Below are 24,545 nucleotides of genomic sequence, written 5' to 3'. Positions count from 1 at the left end.
AGGGAGCTTTGCGCGTGGTAGACAAGTCCGAGAAATTCAACTGGTTGGTGCGCGTGGGCTATTTCAGCCGCGCGATCCTCTATTTCGTCCTCGGACTGATCGCTCTCACGAGTTCCAGCAAGATCGCGGAGGGCACGAACGGCATTTTCCGCGCTATCGAGGAATATCCGGCGGGGACCGTTATCCTGTGGATCATGGTCATCGGCCTGATCGCCTACGCCCTCTTCCGCTTCTGCTCCCTGTTCTTCGATATCGAGAACAACGGCTCCGACGCCAAGGGATGGGGCAAACGCCTCGGCCACGCGGGTAGCGGCATTGCCCACCTTGCCCTCGCTTATTCGGCCTACAAGTTCGCCGGCAGCGAAGGCTCGGGCGGCGGATCCGGTAGTGGCGGAGCGCAAGAAGCCGCTTCGGGCGTTCTGTCTTTCGAACTCGGCGGCTTCGTTCTCGGTGCACTTGGCGTCGCACTTTTCATCGCAGCCGTGCATCAAGCGAAGAAGGGCCTCACCGGCAGCTTCATGAACCGCATCAGCGCGCAGGCACCCGATGCCACACGCTGGCTGGGCGGCGCAGGCTTCCTTGCCCGCGCGGTCGTCTATCTCGTTATCGGCTGGTCGCTGATCCAGGCCGGCTTCATGTCGGGCGGTGCAGACCAGATCAAGACGCTGGGCGACGCGGTAGCCAGCCTTGCCGGAGAAGGGTTTGTCTTCACCCTTACCGCGATCGGTCTGATGCTGTTCGGGCTCTTCAGCCTTATCCTTGCGCGCTACCGCATCATTCCGGAACTCGACTCCAGCGCAGGAGTGCCGAAGTTCAGGGCGTGACTTGAAACATACCCCTAGGGGGTATATTTACCGGCCATGACCAAGACGGCGAAACTATATCGGATGGTGATGGACAAGCATGTCTGTCCCTACGGCATCAAGTCGAAATACCTGCTCGAAAGCGAAGGGTACGAGGTGGAAGACCATCACCTCACCACCCGCGAAGAGACCGACGCATTCAAGGCCGAGCACGGGGTTCAGACGACCCCGCAGACCTTTATCGACGGGAAGCGGATAGGTGGTCACGAAGACCTGCGTCGTTTCTTCAATCGCAAGGTCAAGGACAAGGGCGAGACGAGCTACCAGCCCGTCATTGCGGTCTTCGCAGTCGCGGCGGGCCTCGCCTTCGCTCTGAGCATGTTCGTGTATGGATCGCCGGTCACCGTGCGCGGTACGGAATGGTTCTTCGCGTTCTCGATGGCGATGCTGGCCATGCTCAAGTTGCAGGATGTCGAACAGTTTTCGAGCATGTTCGTCGGCTATGACCTGCTCGGGCGGCGCTGGGTGCCCTACGCCTACGCCTATCCATTCCTCGAAGCGCTGACTGCAATCCTCATGGCCGGGCGACTTCTCCCGGCCCTTTCGGTCCCGATTGCCCTCTTCATCGGCACGGTTGGTGCGGTGAGCGTGTTCTATGCGGTCTACATACAGAAGCGCGAGATCAAATGCGCCTGCGTCGGCGGCAGCGGCAACGTGCCGCTCGGCTTCGTATCACTCTCAGAAAACCTCGCCATGATGGGCATGGGCATTTGGATGTTGCTTCGTCCCGCCCTGTAATCCAGACCGTCAGGCATGAAATTCTACGAAGACATCCAGGTCGGCGACCGCCGCGAATTCGGGCATTACGAGGTCACCCGCGAGGAAGTCATGGACTTCGCGCGCAAGTACGATCCGCAACCGTTCCATCTCGATGACGATGCGGCTGCGGCAACGCATTTCGGGCGGCTCTCGGCCAGCGGGTGGCACACGTGCAGCATGACGATGGCCATGATGGTCGAGAACATGAAGACCGAGAAATCCGCCGGTCTCGGCTCTCCCGGCGTCGACCAGCTACGCTGGAAAAAGCCGGTCTATCCGGGCGACAGCTTGCGCTGCGAGACCGAGATCATCGAGAAACGCCGCAGTGCGTCACGCCCCGAGATGGGCATCTTCAAAAGCCGCATTCGCACCTTCAACCAGGATGGCGACATGGTTCTGGAGATGGTGTCCAATGCCTTGATCGCGACCCGCGAACCCGGCGAATCGGACTAGATCACGCCCCGCACTGGGTGGTGGCGCTTTTGCGATAGACCACGCGGTCCTGCGCATCCCTGATGGTGAGCACTGAAGGGTAGTCGATCGTCTCGTCCCCCGACTGCTTTCCAGCGTCCTCGTCGATCTCGATCCGCATGGAATAGGCGAGGCCGCTGTATTTCTCGCGGGCGAGATAAGGCAACTCCTTGCTCCCCGCGTCGGCAGCCATGCGGATGATCTCATTCTCGCGCTTGAAGTACCCGGCGTCGGACTGGGCCACGGCAATCGCAATCCCGCCTGCACTTTCCGTGTCCGGCAGGACATTGCAGCCTGCACCGAACATATCGGCCTTTTCGATATCCGCGAAAGTAATCGGGGACGGCAAAAGCTCTTCAGGCGGCGGCTCCTGGTTCGCCTCGACCTCCGCAACGGCGCGCGCATCTGCTGCGGCCTTTTCTTCCGGCGTTGGCCCGCAAGCGGCCACAGCTAGGGGCGCAATCGCGATAATCCAGCGCATCAATGCCTCCCGAACAGTTTTTCTACGTCTTCCATAGAGAGCTTAACCCACGTGGGACGTCCATGGTTGCATTGGCCCGAACGCGGCGTGCGTTCCATTTCGCGCAGGAGCGAGTTCATCTCGTCCACCCGCAGCGTGCGCCCTGCCCTGACCGACCCGTGGCACGCCATCGTCGCCAGCACGAGGTCGAGCTTCTCGCCAAGCAGCAGCGCTTCACCGTTCAGCGCCAGATCGTCGTCGATATCGCGCAGGAGCTTTTCCGGATCGGTGCGCGCGATGGCGTGCGGCAGGCTGCGGACCAGCATTGCAGACGGCCCGAACCGTTCGATGGTGAGGCCGTGGGATGCCAGCGCATCGGCCGCGCTTTCAAGGCGGTCACAGGACACCTCGTCCAGTTCGACAACCTCGGGGATGAGCAGCGCCTGGCTGCGCGCGACCGCCTCTTCAGCCCCGGCGGCCTTGAGACGTTCCAGCACCAGCCTTTCATGCGCAGCGTGCTGGTCGACGAGCACGAGCCCGTCCTTCGCCTCCGCCACGATGTAGGTGTTGGCCACCTGCCCGCGCGCGATCCCGAGCGGGAAGTCCTGCTCCTGAGCTTTGACTGGAGCCGCTTCCTCGGCACGACCTCGCGGTGCGGCCATGATGTCCGCCTCGGCGCCGCGCCACGATGCGTTCGCTTCGGAGACGCGCGATTGCGGTGCCGACCAGTCGCGTCCTTCGAAAATGGAGCGTAGCGCGGGCGACGGCTCGTCGCGCATAGGCTCCCGCTGCCAGCGCGACATTGCGCCCGCATCGGGCGATTGCGCGCTGCGCTTGTCGCCGGTTGCCAGTGCCTGGCGCAAGCCGGAGACGATGAAACCGCGCACTGCCTGCGCATCGCGAAAGCGTACTTCGGTCTTGGCCGGATGGACGTTCACATCGACATCCTCTGCCGGAAGATCGAGAAATAGCGCGAGCACCGCATGACGGTCGCGCGCAAGCATGTCGGCATAGGCACCGCGTACCGCGCCTGTCAGCAAGCGGTCCTTGACCGGCCTGCCGTTGACGAAGAGATACTGGTGGTCCGCGATGCCCCGGTTGTAGGTCGGCAGGCCCGCGATGCCGGTGAGGCGCATCGTCCCCCGGTCGAGGTCGATGGCGACGCCATTGTCTTTCAATTCGCGCGCGATCACCTGCGCCACGCGGTTGGCCAGCCCCTCGCCTCCTTGCAGCCCGAGGATACGGCGATCCCCATGATCGAGCGTAATCGCCACGTCCGGGCGCGCCATGGCGAGGCGGCGCACGACGTCGAGGCAGGCCGCATATTCGCTGCGCGGGGTGCGCAGGAATTTGCGGCGTGCAGGTATCTTGGCGAAGAGGTTTTCGACCCTGACGCGCGTGCCGGGTGGTAATGCGGCGGGCCCTTCGGAGACGACTGCCCCGTGATCGACTACACGCTTCCAGCCCTGCTCTGCGCCCGATGGACGACTTTCCAAGCTGAAGCGCGCCACGCTGGCAATGCTTGGCAAGGCCTCTCCGCGAAAGCCGAGAGTGGCGACCTGCTCGATCGCCTCGTCGGGCAGTTTTGACGTCGCGTGCCGTTCCAGTGCGAGCGCCATTTCGTCGGGGGTCATGCCGCAGCCGTCATCGGTCACTTCGAGGCTGGTCAACCCGCCCTCGACCAGCTTCACTGCGATGCGCGAAGCCCCTGCGTCGATGGCATTTTCGACCAATTCCTTGAGCGCGGAAGAAGGGCGTTCGACCACCTCGCCAGCAGCGATGCGGTTGACCAGATTGTCGGGTAGGCGGCGGATTGTCGGCATGGAAATCCAAGCCTAGCGACGAATCGCCGGAAATCCGAGACGGCACGTGTGGGTAATCCACGCCAAAGGCTCGGAAATTTTTGGCATTCGGAGCGTAATATCGCTAAGGACCCCGGACCATTTCCCCCCGGAACAGGTGCGAGCGGCCCCGACCGCCCCTCGCCTCTTCAAATTCTAACGGAAAATCGCGTCAAAATGGGCTTCTGGAACAACATCTTCAAATTCGGCGTGCAGAACATGGCGATCGACCTCGGTACCGCCAATACGCTGGTCTACGTCCAGGATCAGGGTATCGTCCTGAACGAGCCGAGCGTGGTCGCACTCGAGACGATCAACGGCATGAAGCGCGTGAAGGCCGTTGGCGACGACGCGAAGATGATGATGGGCAAGACGCCCGATTCCATCGAAGCCATCCGCCCGCTGCGCGACGGTGTGATCGCCGACCTCGACGTGGCCGAGGAAATGATCAAGCACTTCATCCGCAAGGTGAACGGCCGCAAGAGCCTGATGCGCTATCCGGAGATCACGATCTGTGTGCCCTCGGGCTCGACCTCGGTCGAACGCCGCGCGATCCGCGATGCGGCATCGAATGCCGGTGCCTCGCAGGTCTACCTGATCCTCGAACCCATGGCTGCCGCTATCGGCGCCGACATGCCCGTGACTGAGCCTGTCGGCAGCATGGTCGTCGACATCGGCGGCGGCACGACCGAAGTCGCGGTTCTCTCGCTGCGCGGCCTTGCCTATACCACCTCGGTCCGTACCGGCGGCGACAAGATGGACGAAGCCATCGTGTCCTACGTGCGACGACACCACAACCTGCTGATCGGCGACTCCACGGCGGAGCGGATCAAGAAGGACTATGGCATCGCCCGTTCCCCCGAAGACGGGATCGGCGAACAGATCACGATCAAGGGTCGCGATCTCGTGAACGGCGTGCCGAAGGAAATCACCATCAACCAGGGCCACATCGCCGAAGCGCTCAACGAACCTATCGGCGCCATTGTCGAAGGCGTGCGTATCGCGCTCGAGAATACCGCGCCCGAACTGGCAGCCGACATCGTCGACCAGGGCATCGTGCTGACCGGCGGCGGTGCGCTCATCCAGGGGCTTGACGAATATCTCCGCGACGAAACCGGCCTGCCCGTCACCATCGCTGAAGATCCGCTGTCCTGCGTCGCGATCGGCACCGGCCGTGCGATGGAGGACCCGATCTATCGCGGCGTCCTGATGACGGCTTGAGGAAGGCTTAGGATATGGCGCCGAGCGGCACACGGCGCTCGAGCTATTCGCGGCGGGCGCAGTACAATCTTTTTACCGGCTATATCATTGCCGGGATCGGTGCCCTTATCGGCGCCGTACTGCTTGGCCTGTCGTTCTTCCAGCCCAGCTTCTTCGGCGGACCGCGTTCGGCAGCGCAGGATGCGGTCAGCCCGGCTACCGAAACTGCGGCCACCGTCCGCACGGGCAGCAAGTCGCTGTGGGATTCCATCAGCGGCTACTATCGCGCCGGATCGAAAAATGCCGAGCTCAAGCGGGAAATGGAACTGGCCCGCATCAGGCTGGAAGAGGCCGAGGCGGTCCGCCAGGAAAACGTGCGCCTGAAGGGCCTGCTCGACCTGCAGGACCAGGAACGCACGCCGGTGGCAGTTGCACGGCTGGTCGGTTCGACCGCGTCCAGTACCCGCCGCTTCGCCTATCTGGGTGCCGGCTCGGATGACGGGGTGGAAGTCGGCATGCCGGTGCGTTCGCCGCGCGGCGTGGTCGGGCGCATTCTGGAGACCGGCAGCGATTCCTCGCGTGTGCTCCTGCTGACCGACAGCGAAAGCGTCCTTCCCGTCCGCCGCGCGGGCGACGAAACCGTAGCTTTTGCCGAAGGTCGCGGGGACAGCCTGCTGCGCATCAAGCTGATCAATCTCGGGATCAATCCGCTCAAGGTCGGCGACCTGTTCGTCACCTCCGGGGCCGGCGGCTATTATCCCCCGGGCATTGCCGTCGCCATCGTCACCGAACTGACCGACGACGGAGGCCTTGCCCGCATCGTCAGCGATCCGGCCGCTACGGATTTCGTTGCCATCGAACCGATCTTCGAACCCGACGCCGCCAGCGGTGCGACGACCCCGGTCGAAGAGGAGTTGACCGACTGATGGAGCGGATGGAGCCGCGCGCCCGTAGCGATGCCTATGGCAGCCGCATCAATCGTTCGCATTCCCCCCTGCTAGCCAATATCATTCCGTGGCTGTCGATCCTGCTCGGATCGCTGGTGCCCGTCTTCGCAATCGCCGCGGCTTTGCCGATGGTGCCGCCGCTCGGTTTCCTGACCCTGCTCGCGTGGCGCCTGGTGCGGCCCGGGCTGCTGCCGGTCTGGGCAGGCTTCCCGCTAGGCCTGTTCGACGACCTCTTCAGCGGGCAGCCCTTCGGCTTCGCGATCCTGTTCTGGTCCGCATCGATGCTGGTCATCGAGTTCGTGGAACTGCGCCTACCGTGGCGAGCGTTCTGGCAGGACTGGTTCACGGCCGGTTTACTCGTCATCGCCTATATCCTGTCGGGCTGGCTGCTGAGCGGTGCCACACCGACTTTGCCGTCCCTTGTCGCACTCGTCCCCCAATTGCTGATGTCCATCCTCATCTTCCCCTTCATCGCGCGCATCGTGGCCCGTCTCGACAGGCTGCGCCTTCGCCGCTGGAAGCGTGTTTGATGGGCATATTCTCGCGCCGGAGCCGCATTGCTGGTCGCCAGAAGGACCTGGTCAGCCAGACGACACTCGAAAACGCCTTCGATCGGCGCACCTTCGTGGTTGCTGCAGGAATGGGCGGCCTAGGCACCATTCTGGCAGCGCGGATGGCCTATATCGCCATCGCCGAGAACGAGCGCTGGGTGCTGGAATCGGAAAGCAACCGCGTCAACCTGTCGCTGATCCCGCCGCGCCGTGGCTGGATCCTTGATCGGAACGGAGCGCCCCTTGCCTCCAACCGCGCCGATTTCCGCGTCGACGTCATTCCCGACCGGATGAAGGATGCGGAAAAGACCATCGATGAACTGGCGAAGATCCTCGACCTCGAAGCTACGACGGTTGCCGACATCACCAAGCGCATCGATGACGCGCGCGGTTTCCAGCCGATCGAGGTGGCGACGGGCCTCGACTACGACCAGTTCGCCGCAATCAGCGTGCGCTTGCCGGATCTTCCCGGCGTCGTGCCGCAGCGGGGGTTTTCCCGCTTTTATCCCACCGGGCCAAGCGTGGGACATCTCATCGGTTATGTCGGCCCTGCCTCGGCCGAGGAATACGAAGAAAACCCCGATCCCATCCTCATCACGCCGGGTTACAAGATCGGCAAGGACGCGCTGGAAAAGCAGTTCGAGCAGGACCTGAGAGGCGAGCCCGGCGCCCGCCGCGTCGAGGTCACGGCTTCAGGACGGATCGTGCGCGACCTGGAAACCCGCGAGGACGTTCAGGGCGACCCCGTCCGGCTGACAATCGACGGGCCGCTCCAGGATTATGCCGCGCGTCGCATCGGTCTGGAAAGCGGTTCCTGCGTGGTCATGGATTGCGAAACGGGCGATCTCTTGTGCATGGCCTCCATGCCAAGTTTCGACCCGAACAGCTTTTCGGCAGGGATCGGCCGCGTCGAATATTCCATGCTCCGCGACGACGAGCGCGTGCCGTTGCGCAACAAGGTCCTGAAAGGCCTTTACCCGCCGGGTTCGACCGTAAAACCGATGCACTGCATGGCTTTCCTCGACGCAGGGGTGAAGCCGGAAGAAGCAATCATGTGCAATGGCGGCCGGCGCATCGGCAACCGTTTCTTCAATTGCTGGAGCAATCACGGCCGGGTCGACATGGCCAAGGCTATCTACCAGAGCTGCGACAGCTATTTTTACCACTTCGCCCAGCAGGTCGGTTTCGCGAAGGTCGCAGACTGGGCGAAGAAGATGGGTCTTGGCGAGGAGTTCGATCTCCCGGTGACGAGCCAGTTCTACGGCACCGTCCCGTCGCCTGCCTGGAAAGAGCGCAAGTTCGAGCGCGAATGGCAGCCGTTCGACACGGTGAACTCCTCCATCGGACAGGGCTATTATCTCACCAATCCGCTGCAGCTGGCGGTTATGGCGGCACGCCTTGCCACCGGCGACCGGGTTCTGCCGCGCCTCAGGTTGACGGATGACAAGCCGAAGTTCGAACATTTCGCCTTCACCCCGGCGGAAATCGACTACGTTCGCCAGGCGATGAGCGATACGGTCAACGGGCCCGGTACGGCAGGCCGCGCGCGCCTGCCGTTCGACGATATCCTTATGGCCGGCAAGACCGGCACGGCGCAGGTCGTCTCCCTCAGCGTGTCCGACGGCAAAAGCGGGCCCTGGAAATACCGCGACCACGGCCTGTTCGTGTTCTTCGCACCCTTCGACAAACCGAAATACGCGGGTGCTGTCGTGATCGAACATGGTGGTGGTTCGGGCGCCGCCTACCCGATCGCGCGCGATGTCATGACCTTCCTGTTCGATCCCGCAAAGGGAATGGAGGCGCTGCGCGCGCTGGAGGAACAATGGGGCGGCACCGCGCAGGAACGGCTCGATCGCAAATATCGCGCTTATGCAGCGGCCAACGGAGAAGCAGTGCCGCCGGTCCCCGCACGAGACGAAGACATTTTCGACCAGGTCGAAGCGGAAGCACGGGTCGCTGCGCGCCAGCCCGAGCAGCTTGCCGAAGAAGCAATCCAGCCCCGCGTGGACACACGCACTGCGCAAGAGGTGCGTGACGCCTCGCCGCCTCCGCAAGCCGCTCCCGCGCCTGCGCCAACTCCGTCTGCAACCGCCACACCTGCGAGCGGTACGGTGCCGGAATGAGCGGGATCGTCCCTGCCCCCGTAGCACGCCAGCCATGGCAGATGCTTTTCCCGCTGATCGGTCTGATCGCGTTCGGCGCGCTCGTCCTCACATCGGCGGCGGCGGGCGATTTCTCACGCTATGCCGAGTCGCACCTTGTCAGGTTCGCGATATTCTTCATCGCGGCGGTGGTGATTTCCCGTTTCTCGAAAGACCTCGTGAAATTCTTCGCCTATCCGGGCTACATCGTGGTCCTCCTGCTCCTCATGGCGGTGGAAATCATGGGTACGCTGGGCGGAGGCAGCCAGCGCTGGCTCGAAGTCGGTCCAATCCGCATTCAGCCATCGGAGTTGATGAAACCGGCAGTCGTGGTCGCTCTTGCACGATTTTACGACAGCCTGCCTGTGGGGATGATCCCGACCTGGCGAGCGTTGATTCCCGCAGGTGCGATCATAGTACTGCCCATGGCATTCGTGCTCCTGCAGCCGGACCTTGGCACCTCGCTCGCCATCGCGTTTGGCGGGGGGCTTGTCATGTTCTTTGCCGGGCTTCCGCTGCGCTGGTTTGTAATGGCGGGGGCTGCAGGGCTGGCAGCCATACCGCTGGCATTCTTCTTTGCGCTCAAGCCCTACCAGCAGGACCGCGTGACCACCTTCCTCGACCCGGAGAGCGATCCGCTTGGCGAGGGCTACCAGATCACCCAGTCGAAGATCGCGATCGGGTCGGGCGGCCTGTTCGGGAAGGGTTTCAATGAAGGCTCGCAAAGCCATCTCAACTATCTTCCCGAACCCCACACGGACTTCGTTTTCGCGACTATGGCCGAAGAATGGGGATTTGCAGGCGGCCTCTTCGTGATTGGCGCATTTGCCGTAATCCTGAGGTGGGGTTTCAGGGTCGCTCGCGACAGCTCGGACCGCTTCGGCAAGCTGCTCGCAGCAGGCATGACCGCAACGATCTTCTTTTATGTCTCCATCAATCTCATGATGGTTATGGGCCTCGCGCCGGTGGTGGGCATCCCCCTCCCCTTCGTCAGCCACGGCGGCAGTTCGATGATGACGAACATGATCTGTATCGGCGTTCTGATGATGGTCCACCGCTGGAACCTCAATGCGCCGAAACGCGGCCTGATGGCCTGATTGCGATTTAGGCCTTTTATTCCGAACGACACCCGCTATATGAGCGCCTCCCCCGAGTCGGGGGCCGCCCGCACCACCGGGCCGGAACGCGGTCAAACCGTGAGAGTGGACGCATAGCTCAGTTGGTAGAGCAGCTGACTCTTAATCAGCGGGTCCTAGGTTCGAGCCCTAGTGCGTCCACCATTTTCCTCCCTATCGACATAGCGAATTAGTCATCGCGCTCGTCCGCGAAAACCATTGGCGTGTGTGGCTGAGATTTGACATCACATTTGAATGTGATTAGGCGAGCCGCATGAACACCATCGAGAAAGTTCGCACCCTAGTCTCCCAAGGCCTGATGACCCGCGCCGGTCTGGCTCGCGCCGCAGGTTTGCACGCCAATACCTTGCGCGATTGCACCGAAGACAGCTGGAACCCCACTGCCGACACCCTGGCCAAGCTTGAGGCATTCCTGGAGGCGAATGACGAAACTCCCGTCATCGTCGGCACAGAGGAGATCATCGACGAAGCCCGCAACGGCCGGATGTTCATCCTCGTCGATGACGAGGACCGCGAGAACGAAGGCGATCTCATCATCCCGGCCCAGATGGCGACGCCCAATGCCATCAATTTCATGGCCACCCACGGGCGCGGTTTGATCTGCCTTTCGCTCGATCGCAAGCGCGTCGAGGAACTCGGTCTCGAGCCCATGAGCCGCGACAACCGCGAGAGCATGCAGACGGCCTTCACCACCTCGATCGAGGCAAAGACTGGCGTCACCACCGGCATCAGCGCGGCCGACCGCTCGCGCACGGTTTCGGTCGCCATCGATGCGACCAAGGGCCCCGATGATATCGTCACGCCCGGTCACGTCTTCCCCCTCACTGCACGCGATGGGGGCGTGCTGGTTCGTGCCGGTCACACGGAAGCGGCAGTCGACATTTCGCGCCTCGCCGGCCTCAACCCCTCGGGCGTGATCTGCGAGATCATGAACGAGGATGGCACCATGTCCCGCCTCGACGACTTGGTCGCGTTCGCGCGCAAGCACGACATGAAGATCGGCACGATCCGCGACCTGATCGAATATCGCATGCGCCACGACCATCTGGTCGAGCGGATCGCAGAGGACACGTTCGAATCCGACTACGGCGGCGACTGGAAAATGTTGACCTATCGCAACACGGTCGACGGCAGCGAATCCTATGTCCTTCAAAAGGGCGACGTGAAGGAGGGCGAAGCCACCCTCACCCGCGTGCATCCGATCTCGATCTTCGACGATGTGCTGGGTAAGCCGGGCCCCCGCAAACGCACACTCCAACGCGCCATGCAGGCCGTCGGCGAGCACGGTTCGGGCATCATCGTCATCATTACCGGTAGGCCAGCAAGCGGCTATGGCGAAAACGAAGCCCAGCGCAATGTCGGTATCGGCTCGCAGATCCTCGCGGACCTGGGTGTCGAGGACATGATCCTGCTCAGCAATTCACAACCCAATGTCATCGCGATCGAAGGTTACGGCCTCAACATCGTCGATCACCGTCCCATTCCGGAGTAAGCACAGATGGCCAATTTCCTCATCGTCGAAGCGCGGTTCTACAACCATCTGAACGACATGCTGGTTGCAGGCGCGACCGCGGCACTCGAAGCTGCGGGGCATTCGGTCGAAGTGCTTACCGTCCCGGGCGCTCTCGAAATTCCGGGCGCGATTTCCATGGCTGCCGACAGCGGACGCTACGACGGCTTCGTTGCCATCGGCGTGGTCATTCGCGGCGAGACATATCACTTCGAAATCGTTGCCGGCGAAAGTGCGCGCGGCATCATGGCCCTGACCATGGACGGGATCGCCATCGGCAATGGTATCATCACGGTCGAGAACGAAGAGCAGGCTCTCGCGCGGGCAGATGCGAACCGTAAGGACAAGGGCGGCGAGGCGGCAAAGGCCGCCATCGCTTTGCTCGAACTGCAGGGCCGGTTCGCCGGTTAAACAGAACCGTCTAGCATCCCTGTCAGACCGAGCGGGGCAAACGGCCCCATTATCAGCTGCTCGAACACGCCGATCCCGCTCCTGCCGTCGCTCCCCGTGACCCTCACCGGAATCTGGACGTGAACGTTTTCGGGCTTGAGCGGGTCGAGCTCGGCTAGGTCGATATCCTCGCGCGATACGCGCAAAGGTCCGTGGTGCATGCCATGACTCCACTCGGGATGCGTGTAGCCGATCCCGCGCATCTGGAAGCGGCCCAGCGGCTCGAACGTCACCTGCTCCGGCGCACCTTTCAAAGCTAGCGATAGCGTACCGCCCGACGGCCAGCGCGTGTCCGGCGCGAGGCGGGTGCGCATGCTCCCCACCCCTTCCCCGATGTCGCGCGCATCGGCCCCGTCCGGTGCCCATGCCGCGCGCGTGTTCCATGCCTCCCCGTATTCGTCATTGTTCACATGGAAAAACAGGCTGCCGTCATCGAAATTGATCGGCGTCCATTGCCAGAAGAAACCGGGCAGCTGGTGTCCGGGGATCGGCTGAGGGTCCTTCTCACCTATCGGACGGATGCCCCAGCTGCGATCGCGCGTTCCGGCTGTGCCCTGGGCCAGCGCGTGACGTTCCCCGTCGAGCGAAATCCAGCCCGTGAGGTGGCCGTTTTGCGTCATGCGCGTGTAATCCATAAAGGCGCGCGGGCCGAGCCGATGAGTGAAGCGCGGCTCTTCGATGGGGAATGCCCGGCCAGTGAAGACGAACTCGGCCGCGATGCCTTCGCTTTCCTCGACGGTCACCTTTAGCGCGTGCAGCGGCTCGACGATTTCGATGGATATCGGCCCGCAACGCAATTCCATGCGTTCCATGCCCATTTCGGCCGAAGCATGGATACAATGCTGTGTATCGCCCCTGACAAAACTGAAATGGGCGTCGACGATATCGAGTTGCGGATAGACACCGAATGCCAGCGCGAAAAAGCCGCTGCCATCGGGGGCATAGCCGTTGAAGAAATACCGGTCATAGAAATTCCTGTCCGTGCCTGAATAGGCGATCGGTTCGGCCGTCTGATGGATCGGATAATCGTCCCCACGCGATAAAACCATCAGCACTCCTCCTTCAACGCACCTATGCTGTCATGCCGCAGGGCCATGGCGCAAGCGCCGCGCGCCATCGACAGGAAATTGGCGTCGCCACGCTCCGTGCGTTCGACGAATGCCGCGCTGAAAACTGCGGTCGAAACACCATGAAGGATGCCCGTCCGCAAATCGGCGTCAATTTCCGCGCGAGTCAAATCCACGCCGCGGGCCTTCATCTCGTAGAGATACAGGTCGAGCAGTTCGTCCTCGTGCTCAAGGCCCAGATCGCCGATCCCGCAGCCCAAGAAATAACCGATGTCGGTCATTGCCTTGCCAATGGTGACTGTCTGCCAGTCCAGGATCGCGACCGCCTCAGCACCGCCGTGGATGTCGAACAGCATGTTGTCGAGACGGAAATCCCCGTGGACCAGGCACTGGGGATCCCCGTTCCTCTGGTGGTACTGCGTCGTCATTTCTGCAAGTTCATCGCAGACCGCCATGTATTCAGGCTCGAGCTGCGCCGCGTAGCGCTCCCGGAACACCGCCTGCGCTTGCGGGTACATGGCGGCAATCTTTTCTCCGAGATCGGGTGCCGGCTGTATCCATTGCGCAGAAAGCAGGTCGCTGTTCCGCCAGCTGGGCGCGTGAATTGCAGCCGCCTGCCTCATCGCCGCTTTCGCGTCCGAGAGCGAGCAACCCTTGATCTGGTCGCCCTGCCGCGCCGGTCCGAGATCTTCGAAGATGAGACAGAACCGCTGCCCGTCGTCGCACACGTCCGCGAAATGCACTGTCGGCACCCGCACATCCAGCTTGGGCGCGGCCTCGCGGTAGAAGTGGACTTCCTTGCGATAGAGCCCGAACAGCGCAGCGGTGGCGCGGCTGGTGTCGTCGGCGGCAGGAAACTTGGCCGCGAGGGTTCGCGGTACCCGCCCGCCCACTTCCGGTCCTTGCAAGGTAATCCGGACGCTGTCGCCGACCTGTCCGGTGCCGATCGGTGTCCAGCTAAGATCGGTTACTTCCGCCCCGAGCAACTCACCCAGCCAGGCCGCAGTAATGTCGTCCGGGTGACCCGGAATATGGTCCATGCGAAAACTGCCCTCTCCCTAGGTAGGAAAGGCTAGCCAGACCATCACCGCATGGCAATGCACATCGAAATATTGCCAACGCCGCCATGCAAGATGCGACGCACGACCGGCAGATCGCCGTTATTCTCGAACAGCTTGAGCACTGCTTGATCCAGCTCGACGCTTTGGGCGTGCGCCAGGCGGCCCTGCGGCTCGATCACGCTATCGAGGAATTGCGCCGCGCCAGAAGGCGCGACCTAACGCCTCAGCCGAAGCAGGAGCGCCCGGCGTAGACTGCGCTGTCGCCCAACTCTTCCTCGATCCGGATGAGCTGGTTGTACTTGGCGAGCCGGTCCGAACGGGCGAGCGAGCCGGTCTTGATCTGTCCGCAGTTGGTGGCGACCGCCAGATCCGCGATCGTCGCATCTTCCGTTTCGCCGGAACGGTGCGACATGACGGCAGTGTAGCCGGCGCGGTTGGCGATGCTGACAGCATCCAGCGTTTCGGAAAGCGTGCCGATCTGGTTGACCTTCACCAGCAGCGAATTGGCCAGGCCCTGTTCGATGCCATCGGTCAGGCGCCGGGGGTTGGTAACGAAGAGATCGTCGCCGACCAGCTGCACCTTGTCGCCGACAAGGTCGGTCAGAGCCTTCCAGCCGGCAAAGTCGTCTTCACCCATCCCGTCCTCGATCGAGCGGATGGGGTAATCGGCACACAGCTTCGCAAGATACTCGGCCATCTCATCACCCGTCAGCGCGAGGTTCTCGCCCGAGATCATGTATTTGCCGTCCTTGAAGAATTCGGTCGAGGCGCAGTCGAGCGCCAGGACGACATCGTCACCGGGCGTGAAGCCGGCCTGCTGGATCGACCCCATGATGAAATCTAGCGCATCGCGCGTGCTCGCGAGATCAGGGGCGAATCCGCCCTCGTCGCCAACCGCCGTCGCGAGACCCTTTTGCGACAGGTTCTTCTTCAGCGTGTGGAAGATCTCCGCGCCCCAGCGCACTGCTTCTGCAAGGCTGTCGGCGCCGACCGGCATGACCATGAATTCCTGGATGTCGATCGGGTTGTCGGCGTGTTCGCCGCCATTGATGATGTTCATCATCGGTACGGGCAGCACATGAGCCGAGACACCCCCGATGTAGGAATAAAGCGGCAGGCCGCGGGCATTGGCGGCTGCCTTGGCCACCGCCATGCTGGTGCCGAGGATGGCATTCGCGCCGAGGCGACCCTTGTTAGGCGTATCGTCCAGCGCGATCATGGCGAGGTCGATGTCGCGCTGGTCTTCGGCATCGAAATTGCCGATGAGCAAATCGCTGATCTCGCCATTGGTGGCGTCCACTGCCTTGAGGACGCCCTTGCCCAGGTAACGGTCCTTGTCGCCATCGCGCAGTTCCACCGCTTCGTGCGCGCCGGTCGATGCGCCGGAAGGCACCGCCGCACGGCCGAAACTGCCGTCTTCGAGCAGCACATCCACTTCGACCGTGGGGTTGCCACGGCTGTCAAGAATCTCGCGGGCGTGGATGTCGATGATGGCGGTCATTTCGGAACAAACTCCTCGGCGGGGTGTTGTAATGGTATAGGACACCACTAGATCGGTGTATGAGCAGCGCTCTATTCGCCGGAACATGTCGGCGCAAGCGACGTTGCAAAAAGGAATACCGGGCCTCGTCTGCAGTCCCGGATGAATACGAATTGACGGGAAGGACGAGGCTATGGCCGAAGAAAACACATCCAAAGGCTCGAAGAAGCGAGCCACTACCGCATCCAAGAAATCCACCACCCGAAAGGCGCCCGTGAAAACCGTGGCCAAGAAGGGTGCAGCAAAGGAGAAAACTCCCGTGACCAACACTGCGACCAGCAACACCACTGAAACCACCAACCCGCACCGCGCGGAAGCCAAGAGCCGCTTCAACGCTGCGCTCGAAGAAGCCAAGGCTGGCGCGGCAGCGCTTCGTGCCGAAGGCAAGGAGCGCGCCACAGCAGTGCGTGGCCAAGCAGCCGGTAAGCGCGAAGACTGGGTCGGTGAGGCCAAGACTTATGGCGCGGAAGCGCGCGTAAAGGGCAAGGAACTCGCCACCGAAGGCAAGGTCAAGACCAGTGAAGGTCTGCGCGCCCTCAGCCGCACCATCAGCGACAACGCCTATCAGGTCGACGAAAAGCTTGGCGCCAAGTACGGCGAATATGCTCGTTCGGCTTCGACCGCGCTCGAAGATTACGCCGGCAAGCTCGACGAAAAGAACGTCGACGATCTCGTCGAAGACGGCCGCGAATTCGTCCGCAAGAGCCCTGGCCTTGCAATCGGCATTGCCGCTGCGGCAGGCTTCGTGCTCTCGCGCATTTTCCGTCGCTGATCGGTGAGCAAGGGGGGCTCGATGCTCGAAGAAGAAGAGCGCGGGAACGCGCCGTATCAAAGCCCGGTCGATTTGCCGGACGAGTATGAGCCCGAAGAAGACGGCGCCGATTCACCCGGCCCTTCCCTTGTAGACGATGTCCTCGCCCTTCTGGACGATGGCAAGACCTATGCCGAGGCCGAAATGGCCTACCAGAAAAGCCGTGCGGGCTTTGCGGCAAACAGGATCAAAGGCGTCGTAGCTTACGGGCTCGGCGCCTTTGGTGTGCTTCACCTGGCCCTGATCGCGATGACAGTAGGATTGGTGATCGCTTTGGCTCCGCTGGTGGGGCCATGGATCGCAACGGCCATCGTGACCCTCGCGCTTGTTGCTCTCGGCATCTTGTTTCTCAATCTTCTGAAATCGCGCATCGACGAAATTCGGGAAGCATTCTCGGAGGATGGCAATGAGTGATCGCAAGGCTCAGATGCTGGCCGACCGTCACCTGCGAAACTCCGCGCGAGCACTGGTCGATGCCGACATCGAAAATCTGAAGGCGACGTTCAGCGGAAAATCCTTGGGCGAACGCGCATTCGATCGGGTCCGCGAAGGCGCCGTCGACGTTTACGAAGAAGCGGTGGAAGTCGCGGAAAATAACAAGGGCGCGCTGGCGGCACTTCTCGCAGCTGTCGTGGTCTGGTTTGCGCGCAACCCGATCCTATCGATCTTCGGCCTCGAGCCCGAAGTCGACGAAGAGACAGCGCAAGACGACGAGTAGGCGGAACGTCCGGCCCCCTCGAACCGTTGACTCCACGAACACAAATTCCGGAGAAAAAACATGGCAGACAACGCCACCACAAACGTCACCCCCATCAGCGCCGACAGCCAGCTCAGCGACGAGCAGAAGCGCGAGCGCCTGCGCAAGCGGATCGAAGCTGGCGAGAAGCGCAATGAAGAACGCAGCTTCGCTGACCAGGCGAAGGACGTAGCAGACAGCGCGGTCGACTTTGCCAAGAAGCACCCGGTCGCAACCGTCGCCGGTGCAGTCGTAGTCGGTCTCGCCATCGGCGCGATGACTCGCAGGGGCCGCGAACTCGGTCGCCGCGGCGGCTCGCTCGCAACCTATGCAGCGGACGCAGCCCTCGCTTACGGCCTCTCGATCATCGACGAAGTCGGCGACAAGTTCGAAGATTACACCGATGCCGCCGGCACGCAGGCCCGTAGGCTCAAGCGTGATGCGGCTTATCGCGCCGATTCGCTCGGTGATGCGCTCAGGTCCAGCGGCCGCAAGGCGAGCCGCAAGTCGTCACGCACTGTGCGCGACCTCAAGGCGCGCGTCGGTCGCTAAGACATAAGTAGCAGTTGAGTGCCAAAGCGGCGCGACGGGTTTTCCTGTCGCGCCGCTTTCGCTATGGGCGTCGCAAATCTCCTCCCCAAGATCGGAAAACAGACATCATGGAAGAAAAAGAGAGCAAGCAGACGCTCTACCTCGTCATGGGCGGCCGGGTGACCGATCCGCGCAGCGTGACGTTCAGCGATCCCGAGAGCATCCACGTCGCGGGCGTCTATTCCACTTATGAAGACGCCGAAAGCGCATGGCGCGGCAATGCGCAGCGCACGGTCGACGATGCCGAAATGAAATACGTCATCGTCCACCTGCATAAGCTGCTCGATCCGGAGGCCTGACAAGGTCGTGGCCTACTCGATCCGGCCCTACCAGGATTCGGATGCAGAGGCCTTGGCCTCGGTCTGCAGGGCCGCGATCAAGGGCATTGGACCCGAAGCCTATTCGGACGAGCAGGTGGATGTCTGGCTATCGCGGCACCCGGGTGCGGCGCTCTATCGCGAGCGCGTGAGCAATGGCGCGACGATCTTCGTCGCCGCCGACGAGGACGACGCCCCGGTCGCCTATGCGCTGCTGGAGCCGGACGGGCATCTGGATCATCTCTACAATGATCCGGCGCACACCCGCAAAGGCCTAGCGCTGAACCTGCTGGCGACCGCATCGCTCTATGCCAAGCATCACGGCATCACCCGCCTCTACACCGAGGCGAGTGACCTCGCCCGCCCCTCTTTCGAGGAAGCGGGTTACGTGGCTACGGAAAAACGCGAATTCGAAATCGACGGGGTGCCGATTCACAACTGGGCGATGGAAAAAGCCATCGACTGATGGCATTTTGCCTCAGATGAATTCGATCTTGTCGATCAGGTAGAACTTGTCGCCCGAGGGTACGGTCACCTCGACCTCTTCCTCTACCTGCTTGCCGATCAGCGCGCGCGCGATCGGCGAGGTGTAGGAAATCCGGCCCTTGGAAGCATCCGCTTCGGTCTGGCCGACGATCTGGTACTTCACCGGCTTATCGTCTTCGTCGAGCAGGGTCACGGTCGCGCCGAAGACGACCTTGTCGCCCGAAAGCGTGCTCGGGTCGATGATCTGCGCGCGGCTGATCTTGTCTTCCAAGTCGCCGATCATGGCTTCCACCTGGCCCTGACGCTCTTTCGCGGCGTGGTATTCGGCGTTTTCCGAAAGGTCGCCGTGCGCGCGAGCTTCCTCGATCGCGTCGACGATCCTCGGCCTTTCGGCACGCAGCACCTTCAGATCGGCAGTGAGCTTCTCGTAGCCCTCGGCCAGCATCGGCACTTTATCCATGGAACCCCAAATCCTTCCTGCTTGCCCTGCCTCCCGGGACAATTCGAACCCACCCGCAGGAAAAGCGGGCCTTGGAATGTTCGTATGTCGGGAAAATGGGCGTGTGTTCTTGTCAGCTATAATAGTCTTGCAATGAACGCACTTCAAGCTGCTCGGTGGAAACCTCCGCAATCGCCCGCGCAGCAGCCAGGCTGGCCGCAGCGGTCGTATAGTACGGGACCTTCTTTTCGAGTGCCGCCACACGGATCGACTGGCTGTCCAGAAGCGACTGCCAACCCTCGGTCGTGTTGAAGATCAGGTCCACTTCGCCATCGATGATCGCATCGACGATGTGCGGGCGACCTTCGGCCACCTTGTTGACCGGTTCGACGTTCAGGCCCTGCTCTGCGAGGAACCGCTGTGTCCCGCCCGTCGCGATGACACGGAAGCCCTGCTCCAGCACGGTTGCGACCGCGGAGAGAATGACTTCCTTGTCGCTATCCTTGACCGATACGAAAAGCGTGCCGCCCTCGGGAAGGATCATGCCCGCTCCCAGCTGCGACTTCAGGAACGCTGCCGGGAAATCGCGGTCGATCCCCATCACTTCGCCGGTGCTCTTCATCTCGGGCGAAAGGACCGGATCGGAGCCGGGAAAACGGCTGAACGGGAAGACGGCTTCCTTCACTGCCATGTGGTCGGGCCGCAGGTTGAACGGCTCGAAATTCGAAAGCGGTTCGCCCGCCATCACGCGCGCGGCGACCTTGGCGACGGGCTGGCCGATGGCCTTGGCGACGAAGGGTACGGTGCGACTGGCGCGTGGATTGACCTCGATGAGATAAACCTCGCCATGCTTCACCGCGAACTGGACATTCATAAGCCCGCGCACGTCGAGCGCCTCTGCCAGGGCAGTCGCCTGGCGCTCCATCTCTTCGACGATGTCGTCGGGCAGGCTGTAAGGCGGCAGGGTGCAGGCACTGTCTCCCGAGTGGACACCGGCTTCCTCGATATGCTGCATGACGCCCGCGATGCGCACTTCATTGCCATCGGCAATCACATCGACGTCGCATTCCACCGCATCGCGCAGGTACTGGTCGACCAGCACGGGGCTGTCACCGGACACATTCACAGCCGTGTTGATGTAGTCATCGAGCTGCGCTTCGCTGTCGACGATCTCCATGGCGCGGCCGCCGAGGACGTAGCTCGGGCGCAACAGGACCGGGTATCCGATTCGCGCGGCGACGGCTGCGGCCTCGTCCCGGCTTTTGGCAATGCCATTCTCCGGCTGCATGAGGTTAAGCTTCGAAACCAGCTTGGCGAAACGCTCGCGGTCTTCGGCAAGGTCGATCGCATCGGGTGAGGTGCCGAGGATAGGGATGCCTTCGCGTTCGAGCGCAGCGGCCAGCTTGAGCGGGGTCTGCCCGCCGAACTGGACGATCACGCCCACGACTTCGCCCCTGGACATTTCGACGCGCAGGATTTCCAGCACGTCCTCCTCCGTCAACGGCTCGAAATAGAGGCGGTCGGAAGTGTCGTAATCGGTCGAAACGGTCTCGGGGTTGCAGTTGACCATGATGGTCTCGAACCCGGCTTCGGCAAGCGCAAAGCAGGCGTGGACGCAGCAATAGTCGAACTCGATGCCCTGCCCGATCCGGTTGGGACCGCCGCCGAGGATCACGATCTTCTTGCGATCGCTCGGCTTCGCCTCGTCCTCAGGCTCCCCGAAGCTGGGCGCTTCATAGGTCGAGTACATATAGGGCGTAACCGCCTCGAACTCGGCCGCGCAGCTGTCGATCCGCTTGAAAACGGGGTTCACGCCGAGCTTCTGGCGCAGCTTGCGCACTTCCTGCTCGCTGGTGGCGCCGGCCATGGCGCGCAGGGCGTCGTGCAGGAGCCCGGAACGGCGGGCCTGCGTTTCCGCCATGCCGCCGGCAACGCCGACCGAGCGGACCGCCAGCGTGGCGAGGCGCTTGTCGGAGAAGCCCATGGCCTTGAGGCGGCGCATTTCTTCGGCATCGCGCGGCAGGCCGTTGTGGCCGAGCATCTGCTCTTCGTAGATGATCGCTTCGATCTGGCGCAGGAACCACGGATCGAACCCGGTGATCGGCTGGATTTCATCGACGGTGAGGCCTTCGCGGAAGGCCTGCGCGATCTTGAGGATACGATCGGGCGTGCGCTGCGAGAGCGCCGCGGTGATCTTGTCGCGGCTCACGCCTTCCAGTTCGGGGACGCGGTTGAACCCGTCGAGGCCGGTTTCAAGGCCGCGCAGCGCTTTCTGCATGCTCTCGGCAAAGCAGCGACCGATCGCCATGACTTCGCCCACCGACTTCATGGCCGTGGCGAGTTCAGCCTTCGCTCCCTTGAACTTCTCGAATGCGAAGCGCGGGATCTTGGTGACGACATAATCGATGGTCGGTTCGAAAGAGGCAGGCGTCGCGCCGGTGATCTCGTTCTGGATTTCGTCGAGCGTATAACCCACCGCCAGCTTTGCCGCGACGCGCGCGATCGGGAAACCGGTCGCCTTCGATGCCAGCGCCGAGGAGCGCGAGACACGCGGGTTCATCTCGATCACGATCAGGCGGCCATCCTTGGGATTGACTGCGAACTGTACGTTCGAACCGCCTGTTTCCACACCGATTTCACGCAAGACCTCGATCGAGGCGGTGCGCATGATCTGGTATTCCTTGTCGGTCAGCGTCAGCGCCGGTGCGACGGTGATGGAATCGCCCGTGTGGACGCCCATCGGATCGACGTTTTCGATCGAACAGATGATGATGCAATTGTCCTTGCGGTCGCGCACCACCTCCATCTCGTATTCTTTCCAGCCGAGGAGCGATTCCTCGATCAGGACTTCGGTGGTGGGCGATGCGTCGAGGCCTTCTCGCACGATCCGCTCGAATTCGGCCTTGTTGTAGGCGATGCCCCCGCCCGTCCCGCCGAGCGTGAAGCTGGGCCGGATGATCGAGGGCAGACCGGTGCGTTCGAGCACCGCAAAGGCCTCGTCCACCGTGTTCGCAATACCGCTGCGCGCGCTTTCCAGGCCGATCTTGTCCATCGCCTCGCGGAAACGCTGGCGGTTTTCCGCCTTGTCGATGGCGTCAGCCTTGGCGCCGATCATCTGGACGCCGTACTTCTCCAGCACGCCCAGCTCGTCGAGCTTGAGCGCACAGTTCAATGCCGTCTGCCCGCCCATCGTGGGCAGCACCGCGTCGGGGCGCTCTTTCTCGATGATCTTGGTGACAATTTCCGGAGTGATCGGCTCGACATAGGTAGCATCGGCCATTTCCGGATCGGTCATGATCGTAGCGGGGTTGGAGTTGACCAGGATGACCCGGTAGCCCTCTTCCTTCAGCGCCTTGATCGCCTGCGTGCCGGAATAGTCGAACTCGCAGGCCTGGCCGATGATGATCGGACCGGCGCCAATAACGAGGATCGAGGAGATGTCGGTTCTTTTGGGCATTTAATTGCTTTCGTCCGGTGCCGCAGTCGGTTTCAGGAGGATCAGTTTGGCTTCCGAAGGCAATGCCGCGCACACTGCCTCAAGTGAATCTTGGGTTGGCGGAGAACGGTACAGAACCAATCCCTCCTCGTCCGTGTAGAGCGTGCCTGCGGGATGGATTCCGCTTTCGATAAAGCGCTGGCGCCCCGCATCGAAATCTGCGGACTGTATCCACTGACTGGGAGCACCCCACCCGTCGGTCACTTCGGTATCCCGGTAGCGGGCGACGGTCGAAGCGGGTGCAGCGCTAAGATCGATGAAGGCAACTTTCCATTCGCTCTCCGCGGCTTCAGCCGTTCCCCCGTCAAAGCACAGATCCTGGTCCAGATCGGTTTCGTTCGCGCAGGCCGACAGTAGGGCCACGCAAAGAATTGGAAACGCGAAGGTTTTCCGATCCGGTGAGAACATCAAAGCATCCCCACGAATTTCTCGAACAGATAGAAGCTGTCCTGCGGGCCGGGGCTGGCCTCGGGGTGATACTGCACGCCGAACGCCTTCTTGCCCTTGATCGAAATGCCGCAGTTCGTCCCGTCGAACAGCGAGACGTGGGTCTGCTCCACACCGTCCGGCAGCGTGTCCACATCGACCGCGAAACCGTGGTTCATGCTGGTGATCTCGACGAGGCCTTCGCTGTCGCCCCACTCGCCGCCGACGCGCTGGACGGGGTGGTTGGCGCCGCGGTGGCCTTGGAACATCTTGGCGGTCTTCGCGCCAGCCGCGAGGCCGAGCATCTGGTGGCCGAGGCAAATGCCGAACAGCGGCACGTCGGCGTCCAGCAGGCCCTTGATCACCGGCACGGCATACTCGCCGGTTGCCGCCGGATCGCCCGGTCCGTTCGAAAGGAACACGCCATCAGGCCTCAGCGCCATCACCTCGTCCAGCGAGGTGCGCGCGGGCACGACGGTAACCTTAGCCCCTGCCTTCACGAGGTTGCGGAAAATATTGTCCTTCGCCCCGTAATCGATAGCGACGACGTGCGGCTTGTCGGCGGTCCCTTCGGCATAGCCGAAGCCGAGCTGCCAGTGGCCGCCCTTCCAGTCTTCCTGCCCATCGCGGGTCACGCCGGGAACCAGGTCGAGGCCTTCCAGCCCGCTCCACTCTGCGGCCTGCTTCTTCAGCGCCTTCATGTCGAACTCACCGCGTGGATTGTGCGCGATGACTGCGTTCGGTGCGCCGTTGAGGCGGATGCGGCGGGTGAGCGCGCGAGTGTCGACGCCCGAAAGGCCGATCTTGCCGTGGGCGGTCATCCAGTCGACGAATTCCTGCTGTGCGCGGAAATTGGACTGCGGCGTCACTTCCTGCCGCACGACGCAGCCGACGGCACCAAGGCCGCGGCTTTCGTGGTCTTCCTCGTTCGCGCCGACATTGCCGATATGCGGGAAAGTGAAGGTGACGATCTGGCTGTCATAGGAGGGATCGGTCATCACCTCCTGGTATCCGGTCATCGCCGTATTGAAGCACACTTCGCCGACGGCCGATCCGGAAGCGCCGAAGCCCTTGCCCCAGATGCAGGTACCGTCCGCGAAGACGAGGACTCCCGTCGCGCTTTTGGGTTGCGCGTGCGAGAATGCGGGCAGGGCCATGGGGGCTCTCCGAGTCAGGGGTTTCCGGCGATGTCGCTAAGCCATGGCCGCTATAGGTGCAGCGCGCGCCCGTCAAGCGGAACACTTGG

At 62.4% G+C, this 24,545-nt stretch carries 26 protein-coding genes and 1 tRNA gene; 17 read left to right on the top strand and 10 right to left on the bottom strand.

The window, feature by feature from the left end; translation table 11 throughout:
* Positions 1 to 14: 14 nt before the first annotated feature.
* The 3 genes from K3179_RS11480 to K3179_RS11470 are packed head-to-tail and all read left to right on the top strand — an operon-like array spanning position 15 to position 2,075.
* Positions 15 to 824: a DUF1206 domain-containing protein gene (locus K3179_RS11480; RefSeq protein ID WP_221565208.1), complete on the top strand. Its 810-nt coding sequence runs from the start codon at positions 15 to 17 to the stop codon at positions 822 to 824.
* Between the two features lie 36 nt (positions 825 to 860).
* Positions 861 to 1,601, top strand: coding sequence for a MauE/DoxX family redox-associated membrane protein (locus K3179_RS11475; RefSeq protein WP_221565206.1), 741 nt, complete (start codon positions 861 to 863; stop codon positions 1,599 to 1,601).
* A 15-nt stretch (positions 1,602 to 1,616) separates the two neighbouring features.
* Positions 1,617 to 2,075, top strand: coding sequence for a MaoC family dehydratase (locus tag K3179_RS11470; RefSeq protein WP_221565204.1), 459 nt, complete (start codon positions 1,617 to 1,619; stop codon positions 2,073 to 2,075).
* 1 nt (position 2,076) lies between these two features.
* Here K3179_RS11470 and K3179_RS11465 read toward each other — a convergent pair whose 3' ends face one another.
* Both K3179_RS11465 and mutL read right to left on the bottom strand, forming a co-directional pair.
* Positions 2,077 to 2,574 carry a hypothetical protein gene (locus K3179_RS11465; RefSeq protein WP_221565202.1) on the bottom strand — a complete coding sequence of 166 codons (498 nt, stop codon included), beginning with the start codon at positions 2,572 to 2,574 and terminating at the stop codon, positions 2,077 to 2,079.
* Positions 2,574 to 4,376 carry a DNA mismatch repair endonuclease MutL gene (gene mutL / locus K3179_RS11460; RefSeq protein ID WP_221565200.1) on the bottom strand — a complete coding sequence of 601 codons (1,803 nt, stop codon included), beginning with the start codon at positions 4,374 to 4,376 and terminating at the stop codon, positions 2,574 to 2,576. Before mutL ends, K3179_RS11465 begins: the two co-directional genes overlap by 1 nt.
* Positions 4,377 to 4,571: 195 nt before the next feature.
* On the opposite strand from mutL, the gene K3179_RS11455 reads away from it, so the two are divergent.
* The 8 genes from K3179_RS11455 to ribH all read left to right on the top strand — a co-directional run bounded on the left by K3179_RS11455 (position 4,572) and on the right by ribH (position 12,290).
* The gene (locus tag K3179_RS11455) at positions 4,572 to 5,615 is read left to right on the top strand and encodes a rod shape-determining protein (RefSeq protein ID WP_221565198.1); all 1,044 of its coding nucleotides are present in this window, start codon (positions 4,572 to 4,574) and stop codon (positions 5,613 to 5,615) included.
* 14 nt (positions 5,616 to 5,629) lie between these two features.
* Entirely contained in the window at positions 5,630 to 6,520 is an 891-nt protein-coding gene (gene mreC, locus K3179_RS11450; RefSeq protein WP_221565196.1) for a rod shape-determining protein MreC, read from the top strand.
* Positions 6,520 to 7,071: a rod shape-determining protein MreD gene (locus K3179_RS11445; RefSeq protein WP_221565195.1), complete on the top strand. Its 552-nt coding sequence runs from the start codon at positions 6,520 to 6,522 to the stop codon at positions 7,069 to 7,071. The genes mreC and K3179_RS11445 overlap by 1 nt, the downstream gene beginning before the upstream one ends.
* Positions 7,071 to 9,215: a penicillin-binding protein 2 gene (mrdA, locus tag K3179_RS11440; protein WP_221565193.1), complete on the top strand. Its 2,145-nt coding sequence runs from the start codon at positions 7,071 to 7,073 to the stop codon at positions 9,213 to 9,215. Before K3179_RS11445 ends, mrdA begins: the two co-directional genes overlap by 1 nt.
* The gene (gene rodA, locus K3179_RS11435) at positions 9,212 to 10,330 is read left to right on the top strand and encodes a rod shape-determining protein RodA (RefSeq protein ID WP_221565191.1); all 1,119 of its coding nucleotides are present in this window, start codon (positions 9,212 to 9,214) and stop codon (positions 10,328 to 10,330) included. Before mrdA ends, rodA begins: the two co-directional genes overlap by 4 nt.
* Positions 10,331 to 10,437: 107 nt before the next feature.
* A tRNA-Lys gene (locus K3179_RS11430) sits at positions 10,438 to 10,513 on the top strand.
* 109 nt (positions 10,514 to 10,622) lie between these two features.
* The gene (ribB, locus tag K3179_RS11425) at positions 10,623 to 11,861 is read left to right on the top strand and encodes a 3,4-dihydroxy-2-butanone-4-phosphate synthase (RefSeq protein ID WP_221565188.1); all 1,239 of its coding nucleotides are present in this window, start codon (positions 10,623 to 10,625) and stop codon (positions 11,859 to 11,861) included.
* Positions 11,862 to 11,867: 6 nt separating this feature from the next.
* A complete protein-coding gene (gene ribH, locus K3179_RS11420; protein WP_221565186.1) occupies positions 11,868 to 12,290 on the top strand; it encodes a 6,7-dimethyl-8-ribityllumazine synthase in 423 nt (140 codons plus the stop codon).
* Here ribH and K3179_RS11415 read toward each other — a convergent pair.
* From K3179_RS11415 to eno, 4 genes are read right to left on the bottom strand one after another with little or no spacing between them, the layout of a single operon-like run.
* A complete protein-coding gene (locus K3179_RS11415; RefSeq protein WP_221565185.1) occupies positions 12,287 to 13,378 on the bottom strand; it encodes a lipocalin family protein in 1,092 nt (363 codons plus the stop codon). The genes ribH and K3179_RS11415 overlap by 4 nt on opposite strands.
* A complete protein-coding gene (locus K3179_RS11410; protein ID WP_221565183.1) occupies positions 13,378 to 14,436 on the bottom strand; it encodes a phosphotransferase family protein in 1,059 nt (352 codons plus the stop codon). Before K3179_RS11410 ends, K3179_RS11415 begins: the two co-directional genes overlap by 1 nt.
* 44 nt (positions 14,437 to 14,480) lie before the next feature.
* Entirely contained in the window at positions 14,481 to 14,636 is a 156-nt protein-coding gene (locus K3179_RS11405) for a hypothetical protein (RefSeq protein ID WP_221565181.1), read from the bottom strand.
* A gap of 44 nt (positions 14,637 to 14,680) precedes the next feature.
* Positions 14,681 to 15,958 carry a phosphopyruvate hydratase gene (eno, locus tag K3179_RS11400; RefSeq protein ID WP_221565169.1) on the bottom strand — a complete coding sequence of 426 codons (1,278 nt, stop codon included), beginning with the start codon at positions 15,956 to 15,958 and terminating at the stop codon, positions 14,681 to 14,683.
* A 172-nt stretch (positions 15,959 to 16,130) separates the two neighbouring features.
* On the opposite strand from eno, the gene K3179_RS11395 reads away from it, so the two are divergent.
* The 6 genes from K3179_RS11395 (at position 16,131) to K3179_RS11370 (ending at position 18,918) form a co-directional block, all read left to right on the top strand.
* The gene (locus tag K3179_RS11395; RefSeq protein ID WP_221565168.1) at positions 16,131 to 16,769 is read left to right on the top strand and encodes a hypothetical protein; all 639 of its coding nucleotides are present in this window, start codon (positions 16,131 to 16,133) and stop codon (positions 16,767 to 16,769) included.
* Positions 16,770 to 16,790: 21 nt separating this feature from the next.
* Positions 16,791 to 17,222 carry a phage holin family protein gene (locus tag K3179_RS11390; RefSeq protein ID WP_221565166.1) on the top strand — a complete coding sequence of 144 codons (432 nt, stop codon included), beginning with the start codon at positions 16,791 to 16,793 and terminating at the stop codon, positions 17,220 to 17,222.
* Entirely contained in the window at positions 17,215 to 17,526 is a 312-nt protein-coding gene (locus tag K3179_RS11385) for a hypothetical protein (protein WP_221565164.1), read from the top strand. Before K3179_RS11390 ends, K3179_RS11385 begins: the two co-directional genes overlap by 8 nt.
* A 60-nt stretch (positions 17,527 to 17,586) precedes the next feature.
* Positions 17,587 to 18,096 (top strand): hypothetical protein, encoded by a 510-nt coding sequence (locus K3179_RS11380; protein WP_221565162.1) that lies wholly within the window; start codon positions 17,587 to 17,589, stop codon positions 18,094 to 18,096.
* Between the two features lie 107 nt (positions 18,097 to 18,203).
* Positions 18,204 to 18,434, top strand: a complete 231-nt coding sequence (locus K3179_RS11375; protein WP_100258911.1) for a DUF4170 domain-containing protein — start codon at positions 18,204 to 18,206, stop codon at positions 18,432 to 18,434.
* 7 nt (positions 18,435 to 18,441) lie between these two features.
* Positions 18,442 to 18,918 carry a GNAT family N-acetyltransferase gene (locus K3179_RS11370; RefSeq protein WP_221565160.1) on the top strand — a complete coding sequence of 159 codons (477 nt, stop codon included), beginning with the start codon at positions 18,442 to 18,444 and terminating at the stop codon, positions 18,916 to 18,918.
* A gap of 12 nt (positions 18,919 to 18,930) precedes the next feature.
* Here the strand turns inward: K3179_RS11370 and greA are convergent, their stop codons facing one another.
* From greA to carA, 4 genes are all read right to left on the bottom strand, one after another.
* The gene (greA, locus tag K3179_RS11365; RefSeq protein WP_221565158.1) at positions 18,931 to 19,398 is read right to left on the bottom strand and encodes a transcription elongation factor GreA; all 468 of its coding nucleotides are present in this window, start codon (positions 19,396 to 19,398) and stop codon (positions 18,931 to 18,933) included.
* A gap of 112 nt (positions 19,399 to 19,510) precedes the next feature.
* Positions 19,511 to 22,834 (bottom strand): carbamoyl-phosphate synthase large subunit, encoded by a 3,324-nt coding sequence (gene carB / locus K3179_RS11360; protein WP_221565155.1) that lies wholly within the window; start codon positions 22,832 to 22,834, stop codon positions 19,511 to 19,513.
* Positions 22,835 to 23,281 (bottom strand): hypothetical protein, encoded by a 447-nt coding sequence (locus K3179_RS11355; protein WP_221565144.1) that lies wholly within the window; start codon positions 23,279 to 23,281, stop codon positions 22,835 to 22,837. It lies immediately after the preceding gene.
* Complete coding sequence (gene carA, locus K3179_RS11350) at positions 23,281 to 24,456, bottom strand: glutamine-hydrolyzing carbamoyl-phosphate synthase small subunit (protein ID WP_221565142.1); 1,176 nt, start codon at positions 24,454 to 24,456, stop codon at positions 23,281 to 23,283. Before carA ends, K3179_RS11355 begins: the two co-directional genes overlap by 1 nt.
* Positions 24,457 to 24,545 lie beyond the last annotated feature (89 nt).

This window comes from Qipengyuania intermedia (assembly GCF_019711615.1).
In the GTDB taxonomy this organism is placed as follows: Bacteria; Pseudomonadota; Alphaproteobacteria; order Sphingomonadales; family Sphingomonadaceae; genus Qipengyuania; species Qipengyuania intermedia.
Note: the sequence above shows the minus strand (reverse complement) of the source record. Positions and strands in the feature narration are given on the sequence as shown.